Source organism: Rhizobium sp. BK538, assembly GCF_014197575.1.
Taxonomy (GTDB): Bacteria; Pseudomonadota; Alphaproteobacteria; order Rhizobiales; family Rhizobiaceae; genus Rhizobium.
The window spans coordinates 164,304-177,324 of sequence record NZ_JACIFT010000006.1 but is presented as its reverse complement, the minus strand read 5'-3'; the positions used below and the strand labels follow the sequence as shown (position 1 = coordinate 177,324).

Annotated in this window: 16 protein-coding genes; 10 read left to right on the top strand and 6 right to left on the bottom strand. The window is 60.4% G+C overall.

Features of this window, described 5'->3' with window-relative positions; translation table 11 throughout:
• Positions 1 to 117: 117 nt before the first annotated feature.
• The 7 genes from FHX09_RS09510 to FHX09_RS09480 all read left to right on the top strand — a co-directional run bounded on the left by FHX09_RS09510 (position 118) and on the right by FHX09_RS09480 (position 5,113).
• Positions 118 to 1,296 (top strand): cell wall hydrolase, encoded by a 1,179-nt coding sequence (locus FHX09_RS09510; protein ID WP_132588427.1) that lies wholly within the window; start codon positions 118 to 120, stop codon positions 1,294 to 1,296.
• 282 nt (positions 1,297 to 1,578) lie between these two features.
• Entirely contained in the window at positions 1,579 to 1,923 is a 345-nt protein-coding gene (locus FHX09_RS09505) for a F0F1 ATP synthase assembly protein (RefSeq protein ID WP_007799129.1), read from the top strand.
• Between the two features lie 74 nt (positions 1,924 to 1,997).
• Positions 1,998 to 2,750 carry a F0F1 ATP synthase subunit A gene (locus FHX09_RS09500; protein WP_132588428.1) on the top strand — a complete coding sequence of 251 codons (753 nt, stop codon included), beginning with the start codon at positions 1,998 to 2,000 and terminating at the stop codon, positions 2,748 to 2,750.
• A gap of 72 nt (positions 2,751 to 2,822) precedes the next feature.
• Entirely contained in the window at positions 2,823 to 3,050 is a 228-nt protein-coding gene (locus FHX09_RS09495; RefSeq protein WP_003588243.1) for a F0F1 ATP synthase subunit C, read from the top strand.
• Between the two features lie 78 nt (positions 3,051 to 3,128).
• On the top strand, positions 3,129 to 3,755 hold the full coding sequence (locus tag FHX09_RS09490) for a F0F1 ATP synthase subunit B (protein WP_007789158.1): 627 nt from the start codon (positions 3,129 to 3,131) through the stop codon (positions 3,753 to 3,755).
• 3 nt (positions 3,756 to 3,758) lie between these two features.
• Complete coding sequence (locus FHX09_RS09485; RefSeq protein WP_007789157.1) at positions 3,759 to 4,250, top strand: F0F1 ATP synthase subunit B; 492 nt, start codon at positions 3,759 to 3,761, stop codon at positions 4,248 to 4,250.
• 173 nt (positions 4,251 to 4,423) lie between these two features.
• Positions 4,424 to 5,113, top strand: a complete 690-nt coding sequence (locus FHX09_RS09480; RefSeq protein WP_245505406.1) for an aminoglycoside phosphotransferase family protein — start codon at positions 4,424 to 4,426, stop codon at positions 5,111 to 5,113.
• Positions 5,114 to 5,115: 2 nt separating this feature from the next.
• On the opposite strand, the gene FHX09_RS09475 is transcribed toward FHX09_RS09480, so the two are convergent.
• Positions 5,116 to 5,787, bottom strand: coding sequence for a ribonuclease HII (locus FHX09_RS09475; RefSeq protein WP_132588430.1), 672 nt, complete (start codon positions 5,785 to 5,787; stop codon positions 5,116 to 5,118).
• A gap of 110 nt (positions 5,788 to 5,897) precedes the next feature.
• Positions 5,898 to 7,055, bottom strand: a complete 1,158-nt coding sequence (locus FHX09_RS09470) for a PA0069 family radical SAM protein (protein ID WP_007789154.1) — start codon at positions 7,053 to 7,055, stop codon at positions 5,898 to 5,900.
• Between the two features lie 137 nt (positions 7,056 to 7,192).
• Here FHX09_RS09470 and FHX09_RS09465 point away from each other — a divergent pair, with 137 nt between their 5' ends.
• Both FHX09_RS09465 and FHX09_RS09460 read left to right on the top strand, forming a co-directional pair.
• The gene (locus FHX09_RS09465) at positions 7,193 to 7,711 is read left to right on the top strand and encodes a glycosyl transferase (protein ID WP_007789153.1); all 519 of its coding nucleotides are present in this window, start codon (positions 7,193 to 7,195) and stop codon (positions 7,709 to 7,711) included.
• 188 nt (positions 7,712 to 7,899) lie between these two features.
• Complete coding sequence (locus FHX09_RS09460) at positions 7,900 to 8,217, top strand: hypothetical protein (RefSeq protein ID WP_007789152.1); 318 nt, start codon at positions 7,900 to 7,902, stop codon at positions 8,215 to 8,217.
• A gap of 36 nt (positions 8,218 to 8,253) precedes the next feature.
• Here FHX09_RS09460 and moaB read toward each other — a convergent pair whose 3' ends face one another.
• From moaB to FHX09_RS09440, 4 genes are all read right to left on the bottom strand, one after another.
• The gene (gene moaB, locus FHX09_RS09455; protein WP_007789150.1) at positions 8,254 to 8,805 is read right to left on the bottom strand and encodes a molybdenum cofactor biosynthesis protein B; all 552 of its coding nucleotides are present in this window, start codon (positions 8,803 to 8,805) and stop codon (positions 8,254 to 8,256) included.
• Complete coding sequence (locus FHX09_RS09450; RefSeq protein ID WP_132588431.1) at positions 8,789 to 9,697, bottom strand: 4-(cytidine 5'-diphospho)-2-C-methyl-D-erythritol kinase; 909 nt, start codon at positions 9,695 to 9,697, stop codon at positions 8,789 to 8,791. The genes moaB and FHX09_RS09450 overlap by 17 nt, the downstream gene beginning before the upstream one ends.
• 6 nt (positions 9,698 to 9,703) lie before the next feature.
• Complete coding sequence (locus FHX09_RS09445; RefSeq protein ID WP_007789144.1) at positions 9,704 to 11,533, bottom strand: tetratricopeptide repeat protein; 1,830 nt, start codon at positions 11,531 to 11,533, stop codon at positions 9,704 to 9,706.
• Between the two features lie 130 nt (positions 11,534 to 11,663).
• On the bottom strand, positions 11,664 to 12,680 hold the full coding sequence (locus FHX09_RS09440) for a polyprenyl synthetase family protein (RefSeq protein WP_007789141.1): 1,017 nt from the start codon (positions 12,678 to 12,680) through the stop codon (positions 11,664 to 11,666).
• 108 nt (positions 12,681 to 12,788) lie between these two features.
• Between FHX09_RS09440 and FHX09_RS09435 the strand changes: the two genes are divergently transcribed.
• Positions 12,789 to 13,016, top strand: a complete 228-nt coding sequence (locus tag FHX09_RS09435) for a DUF2007 domain-containing protein (protein WP_007789138.1) — start codon at positions 12,789 to 12,791, stop codon at positions 13,014 to 13,016.
• Positions 13,017 to 13,021 lie beyond the last annotated feature (5 nt).

Here is a 13,021-nt window from a genome sequence, read left to right as displayed (position 1 = left end):
TTTATTTTTCCTGCCGCTAATGCTTTCGTCTCCGGAAGGTGTCCGCATTAACCAAGCATCAAGGTTAATGAGACATTTTCAACGGCATGTTCATGCGTCTCATGCCGGAGTCTCGCGTTGCGTCGAAATAGCCGTTCCCGTGGCAAGCTGCGCTTCTTGCTTCAAAACTGGAGTTCACCCGCGCTCTTCGGCGTTTGCGGGTGGCTGATGTCACCGACGATGGCGTCCCATGCTGACCTTGCTGCTCTGCTTGCCGGCCTCGACCAGGGGCGGGAGAACTGGCGCATGGTTTTGACCAATTCGCCGGCAGGGTCGATCCATCAGGTGGAACTGACCTTTGCTGATCCTGTCGCGACAGGCACGATCGCCGCCGGCGCAGGCATGGTTCTGCCCGACGGCCGCAAGGTCGCCTTCATGGCGAAGGACAAGGGACATGAGGCGACGCCGGACGAAGACCGCGTCAATCGTCCATCTAAGAAGGGCCGCGTCGTTGCCGTCGAAAAGGTGCAGCCGCCAAAGGATTTCTCCGCCGGGTCTGTCCTCCACAGAACGCGCTTGCTCTTTCAGCCCACCTTTGACCTGAAGGATAAGTCGGCTTTCGTGAAGCCGAAGATCAAGGGCAAGGAAATCCAGATCGCGACCAACTTCTATAAAAAGGAACCGCCCCAGCCGGATCGCGGCGTCTCGCCCATGCTGGCTGGCGTCGTGACCAACGCAAAGGCCGACGTGCTGGCGACGGCCTATGCACCGGCCGCGCCTGATTATTCCCGTCAATCACCGTTCGATTCGATTCTGACCGACAAGGCCGACGACGGCCGCTTCGTGCCGCAAATTGGTCCGCGTGACCACGCCTGGGCTGCAAGCATCTTGGCGCCGTCGGTATTCTCGGCCGCCGAGCAGCAGTGCCTGGCATCCGGCATCTATTTCGAAGCGCGTGGCGAAACGGTGAAGGGGCAGGCCGCCGTTGCCCAAGTCATTCTCAATCGCGTCCGCAATCCGGCTTACCCGAAGACGATCTGCGGCGTCGTCTACCAGAACGAGGACTGGCGCAACCGATGCCAGTTCTCCTTTGCCTGCGATAACGTCAAGGATCGGGTGAACTCGCAGTATCACTGGAGAATCGCCCGCGAAGTTGCGATGGCGGTTACCGCCGGCAAGATCTGGCTCCCGCAGGTTGGCTCCGCCACGCATTATCATGCTGTCTACGTTCGTCCGAAATGGGCGAAGACCATGGAGAAGGTCGGCCGCATCGGCCTGCACGTCTTCTATCGCACCTACGGCGGCGGCTGGAGCTAACGGAAAAGCGGATCCTGGCGCGATTTCGCGTCTCATCGCCACACACAAAAGCGGATTCGTTCGGTCGATTTTGGCCTTGTGCGCCAAGATCGGTCTAAGCGTATGTTTTCTATTGCCTATTTTATGGCTGGACATCGGCCGCTCACGCCTTGACTATGCTTTTTGCTAAAACTATGTTGCGCGCGACTTCAGAACGGGCCGAAAGGTTCTCAAACCTTGGGGTCGTTGTCCGGAAAACCGGGGTAGCGGGATCGCGGACAGCGGCTGGAGGAGGAGAACGCGATGGCGGATGACCGCGAGGAAAGTCTTGAGAAGCGTCGTGCGCAACTGGAAGCGAAGCTCGCAACCAAGCGCGTAGAGGCGGGGAAGGAAGAGGCTATCGAAGCCAGCGCCGAAGCGAGCCGCAAAGGCTATGCCGAGGCGATGAAGCTTTCGAGCGAGTTCATCTCCGCAATCGTCGTCGGCGCCGTTCTTGGCTATCTCCTTGACCGTTTTGTCGGCACGGCGCCTTGGGGATTGATTGTTCTTCTTCTTCTTGGATTTTGTGCCGGCGTGTTGAACGTTCTGCGCGCTGCGGGGAAGGTTGCAAAGCCTGATCCCGCCGAGCGCCAGAATGGTGGAAAATAGGGCAGAGCGCTCCAGCGTTCGATCCAGTGCAATAATCCCGTCTCGCGCGGGCTAAAAGATAGAGAGAACAAGCGGTGTCTAACGATCCGACCCATCAGTTCCTGATCCAGAAGATTGTGCCGATCGAAGTCGGCGGAATTGATTTCTCGTTTACGAATGCATCGCTCTTCATGGCGGCTTCCGCCGCCGTTGCCGCTGGGTTCCTCTATTTCTCGACGTCGAATCGGGCGATCGTGCCGGGCCGCTCCCAGTCGGTTGCGGAGATGTCCTACGAGTTTATTGCCAACATGCTGAAGGAAGGCGCCGGATCCAAGGGGATGAAGTTCTTCCCGTTGGTCTTCTCGCTCTTCATGTTCGTGTTGACGGCAAACCTGCTCGGAATGTTCCCGTACTTCTTTACGGTTACCAGCCAGATCATCGTCACCTTCGCGCTGGCATTGCTCGTTATCGGTACGGTTCTCGTCTACGGCTTCTACAAGCATGGCTTCCATTTCCTGAATGTCTTTGTCCCGTCGGGGGTTCCTGGCATTCTTCTGCCGCTCGTTGTGTCGATCGAAATCATTTCCTTCCTGTCCCGCCCGATTTCGCTCTCCGTTCGTCTTTTCGCCAACATGCTGGCTGGTCACATCACCCTGAAAGTGTTCGCAGGCTTCGTCGCCTCGCTCGGAGCACTGGGTGCGGTCGGCATCGGTGGCGCCGTTCTTCCTCTGATCATGACGGTCGCCCTGACCGGTCTCGAGTTCCTCGTCGCCTTCCTCCAGGCTTACGTCTTTGCGGTGCTGACTTGCATGTACCTCAACGACGCGATCCATCCGGGTGGCCACTAAGGGATACCGACATTGACGTCCCTCGGGCGTCAGTCAATTCGCCGCAACACAACCATTTCAAAGGAGTTCAACATGGAAGCGGAAGCAGCAAAGTTCATCGGTGCAGGTCTGGCTTGCTTTGGTATGGCCGGTACGGCTCTCGGCCTCGGCAACATCTTCGGCAGCTACCTGTCCGGCGCTCTGCGCAACCCGTCTGCTGCTGACAGCCAGTTCGGCCGTCTGGTTTTCGGCTTCGCCGTTACGGAAGCTCTGGGCATCTTCTCGCTGCTCGTCGCTCTCCTCCTGCTCTTCGCCGTTTAATACAGGCGCATTGAAGGATCACGGCCTGCAGTCCGCATGCCGTGATCCTTTGCATTTGCAGTACACCTGGAGGTGAGCATGTTTTTTGTGACCCCGGCTTACGCCGAAGAGGCCCCGGCGGGAACCGCAGAAACTGGTGCAGACACGCATGCCGCCCCGGCAGCAGGCGATGTCCACACCGAGACCGGCGTACCAGCCGAGCATCATGGTGGCGGCGTATTCCCGCCTTTCGATTCGACGACTTACGCCTCGCAGCTGCTTTGGCTGGCGATTACGTTCGTCGTCTTTTACGTGCTCATGCAAAAGGTCATCACGCCGCGCATCGGCGGTATCCTCGAGCAGCGCCACAATCGCATCTCGCAGGACCTCGATGAGGCAAGCCGCCTGAAGGCGGAAGCCGACGCCGACGTTGCCGCTTATGAAGCCGAATTGGCTGCTGCTCGCGCCAAGTCGAACTCGATCGGCACTGCCGCTCGCGACGCTGCCAAGCTGAAGGCGGAAGCCGACCGCAAGGCCGTTGAAGCAGGCCTGGCCGAAAAGCTCAAGGCTGCGGAAGGCCGCATCGCAGACATCAAGGCGAAGGCATTCGCTGACGTCGGTACCATCGCGGAAGAAACCGCAACGGCTGTGGTGGAACAGCTGATCGGCACCTCGGCAAAGGCAGATGTTGCCGCTGCGGTCGCTGACATAAAAAAGGGGGCTTGATCGATGGAATTTGCACTCGACGCAACATTCTTCGCATTCGTTGGCCTTGTTCTATTCCTGGCGCTGGTTGTTTACCTCAAGGTTCCCGGCATGATGGCAAAGTCGCTTGACGACCGTGCAGATCAGATCCGCAACGAGCTCTCGGAAGCTAAGCGTCTGCGCGAAGAGGCCCAGCATCTGCTGGCTGAGTATCAGCGCAAGCGTAAGGAAGCCGAAGCCGAAGCTGCACACATCGTTGCTGCAGCCGAGCGCGAAGCCGAAATGCTGACCGCCGAAGCCAAGAAGAAGACGGAAGAATTCGTCGCGAACCGCACCGCGGTTTCCGAACAGAAGATCAAGCAGGCAGAGGCCGATGCGATGAAGGCGGTTCGTTCCGCTGCCGTCGATCTGGCGATCGCTGCGGCCGAAAACGTCCTGGCGAAGAAGGCGGACACGAAGGTTCAGTCCGAGCTCTTCAGCGACGCTGTCAGCCACGTCAAGAGCCGCCTCAACTGAGGTGAGCAACAGCTTCTGAAAAGAAGGCCCCGCATTGCGGGGCTTTTCTGTTTGTGCGCACATGTGCGTCTCCGGAGCACATCGGGGATTGAATGTTGGGAGAAGGCAGTGGTGACCGGCCGTTCCGCCGTGGCGACCTGGTGTGGCGTTGCGCCCGCCCGTGGAGCGGGAGCGTGCAGGCGCTTCTGGCGCATCTGCAGGCGCACGGTTTCGATACTGCACCGAGGCCGGCCGGTCTCGACGCGGATTGGGAGCGTGTCACCTTTCTCCCGGGAAAGATTGCGGACATTGAGCGGGATGCCGAGATGCAATCCGCTCCAGCACTTCTATCGGCGGCAGGCTGGCTGCGCCGCTACCACGACTGTACCGCGCCGATCGCCGCCAACTGGGCGAAGCGAACATGGCAACTGCCGCCACGCGAGCCACTGGATGTGATCTGCCATGGCGATTTCGCGCCTTACAACATCGTCCTGAGAGACGGCAAACTCGCGGGAGTGATCGACTTCGAGACTGCGCATCCGGGTTCCCGGATATGGGATTTGGCCTATGCGATCTATCGCTGGGCGCCGCTCTCTTCGGCAATCGTCGCACATGAACTCTCCCGTATAGAGAGGCAGATCGAAAGGGCGCGTGTCTTCCTGGAAGAATATGGGCTGAACAGCGAGCTTCGCGCTACGGCAGTCGACGGCATCATCACGCGGCTCGAAGCCCTCGTTTCCTTCATGGAGACCGAAGCTTCAAAGGGATCGGCGAAGTATCAGCGCAACATCGAGGAAGGGCATGACCGGCTCTACCGGCAGGACATCGCCTATATCCAACGCCACAGGGAGCAGATCGTAGCGGGCGTCTCGAGTCTGACCTGACGTCATTCGCCGTCGACAAACGCGCCTTTTTTCAGCGGACTGAACGTCATCCTATGCAGCGAGCAGGGGCCGTGTTTTTCGATGCCGGCCCGGTGCTGCGCGGTGCCATAGCCTGCATGCGCGGCAAAGCCGTAAGCCGGGAACGTGCTGTCGGCGCGTGCCATCATTCGGTCCCGCGTCACCTTGGCAACGATCGAGGCGGCAGCGATGGACACGGAGCGTGCGTCACCCTTGACGACCGCCTGCCCGGGGCAGGCAAGACCGGGTGGAACGTCGAGCCCGTCGGTCAGGACATAGCTTGCAGGAATCGACAGGCCACAGATGGCGCGGCGCATGGCATCGAGGCTCGCCTTGCGGATATCCGTCTCGTCGATGCGCGTCGAGCTTGAGGAGGCAATAGACACCGTCGCCGTTGCGAGGATCTGCACGAAGAGCTCCTCGCGCTTCTGTGCTGAAAGCTGCTTCGAATCGTTCAGCCCATCAGGAATGCGTTTGGGATCGAGAATGACAGCGGCCGCCACGACGGGGCCGGCGAGAGGTCCGCGCCCCGCCTCATCGGCGCCGGCGACCGGCCAGTGGCCGGCCTTGCGCGCCTTCAGTTCCAGCCGGAAATCCGGCACGAGAGGGACATCTTCGAAAAGCATGGGAGAATCGGGTGACGTGCGACGTTTCATGCGGCTGAACCTCGCACGCCAACCCGATTTCCTGCAAGTCCCCGGATCAGGGCGGCGGGCCGGGGACTTGAGCGCGGAAGGGCAGGGCGACCATCCGCGAAACTCAAACATCAAAGCAGCGAGAGTTGAACGCCGCTGCCATCGGGCGGAACGAACAGGTCGTCCCGCAGTGGCATGCTGCGTCGGGTCATACCGAGCCGTTTCGTCGCCATTTCAAAGCGGCGCGCAATCTGCCAGGCATAGGGTCCAGCACCTTTCATTCGCTTGCCGAACTCGGCGTCGTAATCCTTGCCGCCGCGCATCGAGCGAACCAGCGACATGACGTGGCGGTAGCGGTCAGGATAATTTTGCAGCAGCCAGTCGCGAAACAGCGGTGACACTTCGAGCGGCAGGCGCAGGATCACATAACCCGCTTCCGCAGCGCCAGCGGCGTGAGCCGAGTCCAGAATGCGCTCCAGTTCATGATCGTTGAGCGCCGGAATCATCGGGGCAGCCATCACCGATGTCTGGATACCTGCCTCGGAGAGCGCGCGGATGGCCTCCAGCCGACGCGTCGGCGTCGAGGCGCGCGGCTCCATGGTTCGCGCCAGCTTTCGGTCGAGCGTCGTCACCGACAGCGAAACACGGACAAGGTTCCTCTCCGCCATCGCCGAGAGAATGTCGATGTCGCGCATGATCATTGCCGACTTGGTTACGATCGAAACCGGATGGTTCGCCTTCTCAAGCACCTCGAGGATCTGCCGCATGATGCGCCATTCCTTCTCGATTGGCTGGTAGGGATCGGTGTTGGTGCCGATCGCGATCACGCGCGGCTTATAGCCGGGCTTCGCCAATTCGCGCTCCAGAAGCTTCGCCGCATCCGGTTTGGCAAAGAGCTTTGCTTCGAAGTCGAGGCCGGCCGAAAGCCCCATATAGGCATGCGTCGGCCGCGCGAAGCAGTAGATGCAGCCATGCTCACAGCCACGATAGGGATTGATCGAGCGGTCGAAGGGAATGTCCGGCGATTCATTGCGGGTGATGGCCGTACGGGGCTTTTCGATCTGAACCTCGGTCTTGAAGGGAGGTAGGTCCTCAAGGTTCTGCCAGCCGTCGTCGAAAGTCTCACGGCGCAACGGCTCGAAGCGCCCGCTCGGATTGAGTCCGGCTGCGCGTCCCCGGCGGCGGTCGACATCGATCCGCAGGCCGGCAGATACGATCATCGCATCGGCAATATCTGCCGTATTGGCAGGCGCGAATGCGGCCTGCCCTGCAAGGGGCTGCTCGTTCATCGGATTCTCCGCTGGCGGAAGCGTTGCTTCCATCCGTTTTGATGATTAAATTCCTATCGGCAAAATGAGAACAATGCAAGAACAAAATGAGGAAAGTGCCGCTGGCAAATTTTTGTGCGGCGCTCTATGAATAGGCAATGTTGACTGTTGTACTCGAATGCCGGGATCAGGAACCTGAACTGGCGCAGACGTTATCGGTGTTGGTTGCAGGCGCGGTGGAGGGGCTCGTCAGCGATGTCGTAGTGCTTGACCACGACTCAAGGGATGGGACCTCAAGGGTGGCCGATGCCGCCGGCTGCCGGTTTCATTCGCAATGGGATATCAAGGATATAGTGCGCTCGGCGCGGGGCGAGTGGCTGCTTTTCGTCGAGCCGGGAGCGCGGCCACAGACGGGCTGGATCGACGAGATTGCCGAGTACATGGCGCTAAACAAGTTGCCGGCGCGCTTCACTGCCTCGCGGGGATATCGACGGCCCTTCCTGCAGCGCATCGGCCGTGCCTCGTCGCCGCTCGAGCTTGGACTTCTCCTTCCCAAGAAGCAGGCGATGGCCACGGCAAGAAGCGGTATGCGCCTTTCCGAATTCGCGAAAGGGCAGAAGCTGCGCAAGCTTTCCAGCGAACTGATTCCATCATGGGTCGCGCGCGCCGCCCGATAGCAAACGCGTGCTGGTCCTTCGACCTCTCCGCAAAAGATGGCGCCCGATACAATTTTGCGCTATAATTCCTGCATGGCGCCGCCCGAGCGCCTCGCTTCGTGACGGTCGACCATGGAATGCCGTTAGACGGCAGAACAGGTCAGCGGAAGTCTCCTCTTCTGCCGGTTTCCGGCAAAAGGAGGTGCGTCATGAAACGCAATATGATCCGCGGCCTGTTGTCGGCCGTCATATTGGCGACATCGATGATCGCGCATCCGCATTCGGCAGCATCGCAGATGATGCGCAGTTGCGCAGGCCGATCCGAGGTCGTTAATTTCCTCGACAAGAACTTTGCCGAAAAACTGACGGCAGTCGGATTGGTCAACCAGAACGCCATGCTTGAGGTCTATGCCGCGCAGAGCGGCACGTGGACGCTGCTCATCACGGATGTTCGCGGCGTAAGCTGCATCCTGCTGTCGGGTGATAGCTGGGAGACGATGCCTACTCTTCCGGGCATTGGGACATAGCGCTGCAGGTTTGCATTTTTCTGCCGAAGCAGTCCGTTACTTGCCCCCGCCGCGCTTCAGATGCTCATCGAGGCGCGGCATGATCTCCACGAAATTACAGGGCAAGTGGCGGTAGTCGAGCTGGGCTTTCAGGATGCCGTCCCAGGCATCCTTGCAGGCGCCGGGCGAGCCGGGCAGCGCGAAGATAAAGGTCGCGTTGGCAACTCCCGCCGTGGCGCGTGATTGAATCGTCGACGTGCCGATCTTGTCGTAGGAGATACGGTGGAACACCTCCGAAAAGCCATCCATCTTCTTCTCGAAAAGCGGTTCCAGCGCATCCGGCGTAACGTCGCGGCCGGTAAAGCCTGTTCCGCCGGTGGTGATCACGACGTCGATATCGTCGCGCTCGGTCCAGGCCTTCACACGCGAAGCGATTGCCTGTCGGTCGTCGGGGACGATCGCGCGGTCGACCAACCGGTGACCCGCCTCCGTGATCCTGGAAACCAACGTATCGCCGGAACGGTCATCGGCGAGCGTCCGTGTGTCCGAGACCGTCAGCACGGCAATGCCGACAGGGATGAAGGAACGCGTTTCATCCAGTCTTGGCATCATGCCCTCCAGCGATCGTTTCCGTTGCTTCGAAATACCAGTCCGGTCGCTCGCTGTGAAGCGCTGCGACCGCGTCCTCAGCCGCTGCAAGCGTATCGAAGATGCCGTAGCAGGTCGCGCCCGAACCAGACATGCGAACAAGGGAAGCGCCTTGCTTCTTGAGCATCGCCGAGATCTCGGTAATTTCGGGCAGCAGGTCCCGAGCGACCGGCTCAAGGTCATTGCGCATCGAGCCTATCGTCTCGACCCAGGTGGAACGGGGTGTCATGTCGAGTGCCGGATTGGTCTTGATCGCCAGCTTCCGGAAAACCTCGGGCGTCGATACGCCTTTCAACGGGTTTGCCAGTATCATGGCAAAGGCCGGCATGTTGTCGACAGGCGTGATCTCTTCGCCAATGCCGCGCGCGATCAGTGGTCTGCTCGCCAGGCACATGGGCACGTCGGCACCGAGCCGGACGGCGATCGCCTCGATGGTCGCATTCGAAAACGAGACGTTCCAGAGCCGCATCAGACCGCGAAGCGTCGCTGCCGCATCGGCCGATCCGCCGCCGATTCCGGATGCAATCGGCAGGTTCTTCTGGAGATGGATGCGAACCGCGGGAGCAAAGCCACCCTCGCAAGTGATCGTGTCGCGCAGAATGTCCCGCGCCTTCAGGACAAGATTGTCGTCGCGGTCGTCGACGAGCGCCTCGGCGAAGTGCCCTGAGATCGCGAACTCGTCGTCCTCCGCCGGCCTAAATTCCAAGCGGTCGCCAAGCCGGGTGAAGGTCACCAGCATATCGAGCAGATGGTAGCCGTCGGACCTCTGGCCCGTCACATGCAGGGCCAGATTGATTTTTGCCGGAGCGTCCTCGATGACAGCTACGTCATCGCGCAACCTCGTCGCAGGCATCGCCTATCAGGACTTCTTGTCCGTGGGCTTCGGTTCGACCGGGGCCGGATCCGGCTGCTTCTTGTCGGCGGCCTTGGAGTTGTCCGTATCCTGCGGCAAGCCGTTGGCGATCTTTTCCTTGATCTTCGGGATCTCGGAAGCCTCAGGCTCAGAGCCGAGAGCGCGGTTCCACTGGTAGACAGCTTCGAGCTTGCGGCCGACACGCCAGTAGGCATCGCCCAGATGGTCGTTGATCGTCGCATCGCCGGCCTTGATCTGCGCTGCCTTCTCCAGCTCCTCCACCGCATCGTCGAAGCGGTTCAGCCGGAAATAGGCCCAACCCAGAGAGTCGATGATATAGCCGTCATCCGGACGCAGATCGACCGCCTTCTTGATCATCCCCAGCCCCTCATCGAGGTTCCGGTTCATGTCGATCCAGGAGTAGCCAAGGTAGTTCAGAACCTGTGGCTGGTCGGGGTTGAGTTCCAGCGCCTTGCGGAAATTCGGCTCGGCCTGGTCCCATTTCTTCAGGCGCTCATAGGCAATGCCACGCTGGAAGAAGACCGTCCATGCGCCCTTGCCCGGCAGCGGGCCGAGGACTTCGACGGCCTTGTCGTAGTTGTCGGCCATGGCGGCGTAATCCTTCGCATCCGACAGCACACTGCCGTAGGCGAGGTAGCTGCGAACGTCTTTTGGATCAGAGGCGATCAGGCTTTGAAGGTGCTTGCGCGCTTCTTCCACCTTGCCGCCCTGCGCAAGGGCAAGACCGAGCTGCAGCTCGGAGATGCGGCGCATCGGCGAGGTCTCCGGCACCTGCTTGTAGAGCGCAATCGCGCGGTCCATCTGCTCCTGCTTCTCGGCAATGCCGCCGAGCATGACGAGTGTATCGGCGCTATCCGGATCCAGCGTCTTGGCTGTCTGCAGGTAGAGCGAGACAATATCCTCGGCGCCATCGCGGTTCAGCGCGCCCCCGATGGAGAACAGCACGCCCGCAGCGCCCTGTTTGGCGGTCTGAATCTGCTGCTCCTGCTTCTCGCCCTTTTCGATGCTCTGGCGCAATGCGTTCAGCGGCGCGTAGTTCGGCAGCAGGTTGTCGCCGACGGAGATCGCGTCGAGTGCCTTTTGCTTGTTGCCCTGCGAGGCTTCCAGTCGAGCGAGAGCCATGACGGCGCGCATGAAGGTATCGGGAGCCGTCGCGCCGCCGTCCCTGTCGAGCACGGCGTCGTTGAGGTTCTGGCGAGCCGCCCTTACGTCGCCGTTCACAATCGCGATCGCGCCGGCATTGTAGGATTTGAAGATGCCGACCCAATCCGGCCCCTTCATCTTCTGAACCATGGCGAGCGCATCCTTGCCACGGCCGGCGCCGACACGAGCCCAGGCAGCGAGCAGATCGTTCATCATCCGGTCGAGATCGTTCGGGCCGGTATATTTCAGAAGTGATTCAGCTGTCTTGTACTCGCCGCGGCGAATGGCATCCATGCTGCGCACGATGGTCGTGATGCGCTCGACCGTCGGGTCGCCTTTCAGGTCGTTGGCATATTTCACGCCATCCTTGATGTCGCCGTTCAGAAGTAGCGAGATCATCAGTCGCTGGCGAATCTCCGGATTTCCCGGCTCGATCTGCAACGCCTTCTTGTAGAGCTCAATCGCCGTCTCGTAATCGTGATCGACATCGGCCGTCCGGGCAGCCAAAAATGCGCCGGAGAAGCTCGTGACGCTATCCGGATCGAAGATCACCGTGGCGGCATCGTCCTTCTTGGCCGTCTCTTCGGCATTCACGCCGCCGAGCGCTGCCAGCGATAGGACCGCTGCCATGGCTGCGCTCGAAAGAAGACGGAAGGCAAGTTTTTGCCGCATTAGAAAACCTCTCTTGTCGGGCAGCCGGCCTCGTCCGACTGCAAAATCAGTTGAAATGACTGACTCACAACAGGATGGCTTTTTTGAAGCGGCCCTGCAATAAATTCAGCCCGCGATCAGTGACCGTCGATTAATTGACGCGCTCAATGCAGAAGTCGATGACTTCCATCAGGGCCGACTTCCATGCCGTCTCGGGAAGCGGCGCGAGCGCATCGCGTGCAATCGTGCCGTAGTGAACCGCCCGGGCAATGGTGTCGTTCAGCGTGCCGTACTTGGCAATCAGGCCAAGCGCCCTTTCGAGGTTCTGGTCGCTGCTCTCGCCGCCTTCAATGGCCTGTCGCCAGAAAGCGCGCTCTTCCTCGGTGCCGCGGCGATAGGCGAGGATCACCGGGAGCGTGATCTTGCCCTCGCGGAAGTCGTCGCCGACATTCTTGCCGAGATCGGCTGCCTTGCCACCGTAGTCCAGCGCGTCGTCGACGAGCTGGAAGGCTAGGCCGAGATTCATGCCGTAGGACTTCAGCGCGTTGCGGCCGGATTTGCCGGCATCGGCGACGATCGGGCCGACTTCCGCGGCGGCGGCAAATAACGCCGCGGTCTTCGCGCGGATGACTGCGAGGTAGTCGTCCTCGGTCGTTTCCATGTTCTTAGCGACGGAGAGCTGCAGCACTTCTCCTTCGGCGATCACGCAAGCCGCCGAGGAGAGCACATCGAGCGCATCGAGCGAGCCGACATCGACCATCATGCGGAACGCCTGGCCGAGCAGGAAGTCGCCGACGAGCACGCTCGCCTGGTTGCCCCAGATCATCCGGGCGGTGGACTTTCCGCGGCGAAGGTCGCTCTCGTCAACCACATCGTCATGCAGCAGCGTCGCGGTGTGCATGAACTCGACTGATGTCGCAAGCTTGATGTGGTTCTCGCCCTTGTAGCCGAACAGCGCGGCCGACGCCAAAGTCAGCATCGGACGGAGACGCTTGCCGCCGGACGAGATGAGATGGTTGGCCACCTCCGGGATCATCTGGACATCGGAACCGGCCTTGGAGAGGATAAGCTGGTTCACCCGTTGCATGTCCGCCTTAGTCAAATCGACCAGCGGCTTGACGGATGCCAGTTTGTTTTTGCTTTCTTCAAGCGGTATGACCACGCCCAACGACCCGGACTCCTGTTAAATTATTGAGTTGGACAATAGAAAGGGGCGATTGGCGCGGCAAGGGGTGAATTGTCGCGTCGCGCAAATTTGAAAGGGATTTTCCGGCAAATGCATGAACTTATTCGCGCCAATGATCCCGTGTTGCTCTCCTACGCGGAGAGCCTGCTGAAGGATGCGGGGATCCACTGCTTCATCGCCGATCAAGGCATGAGCGTTCTGGAAGGGTCGCTGGACATGTTGCAGCGCCGGCTGCTTGTCGATGACGAGGAGGCAGATCGGGCACGGCGGATCCTCGCGGATGCCGGGCTCGGCGACGAACTGCGCGCTCCCAAGTGAGCCTG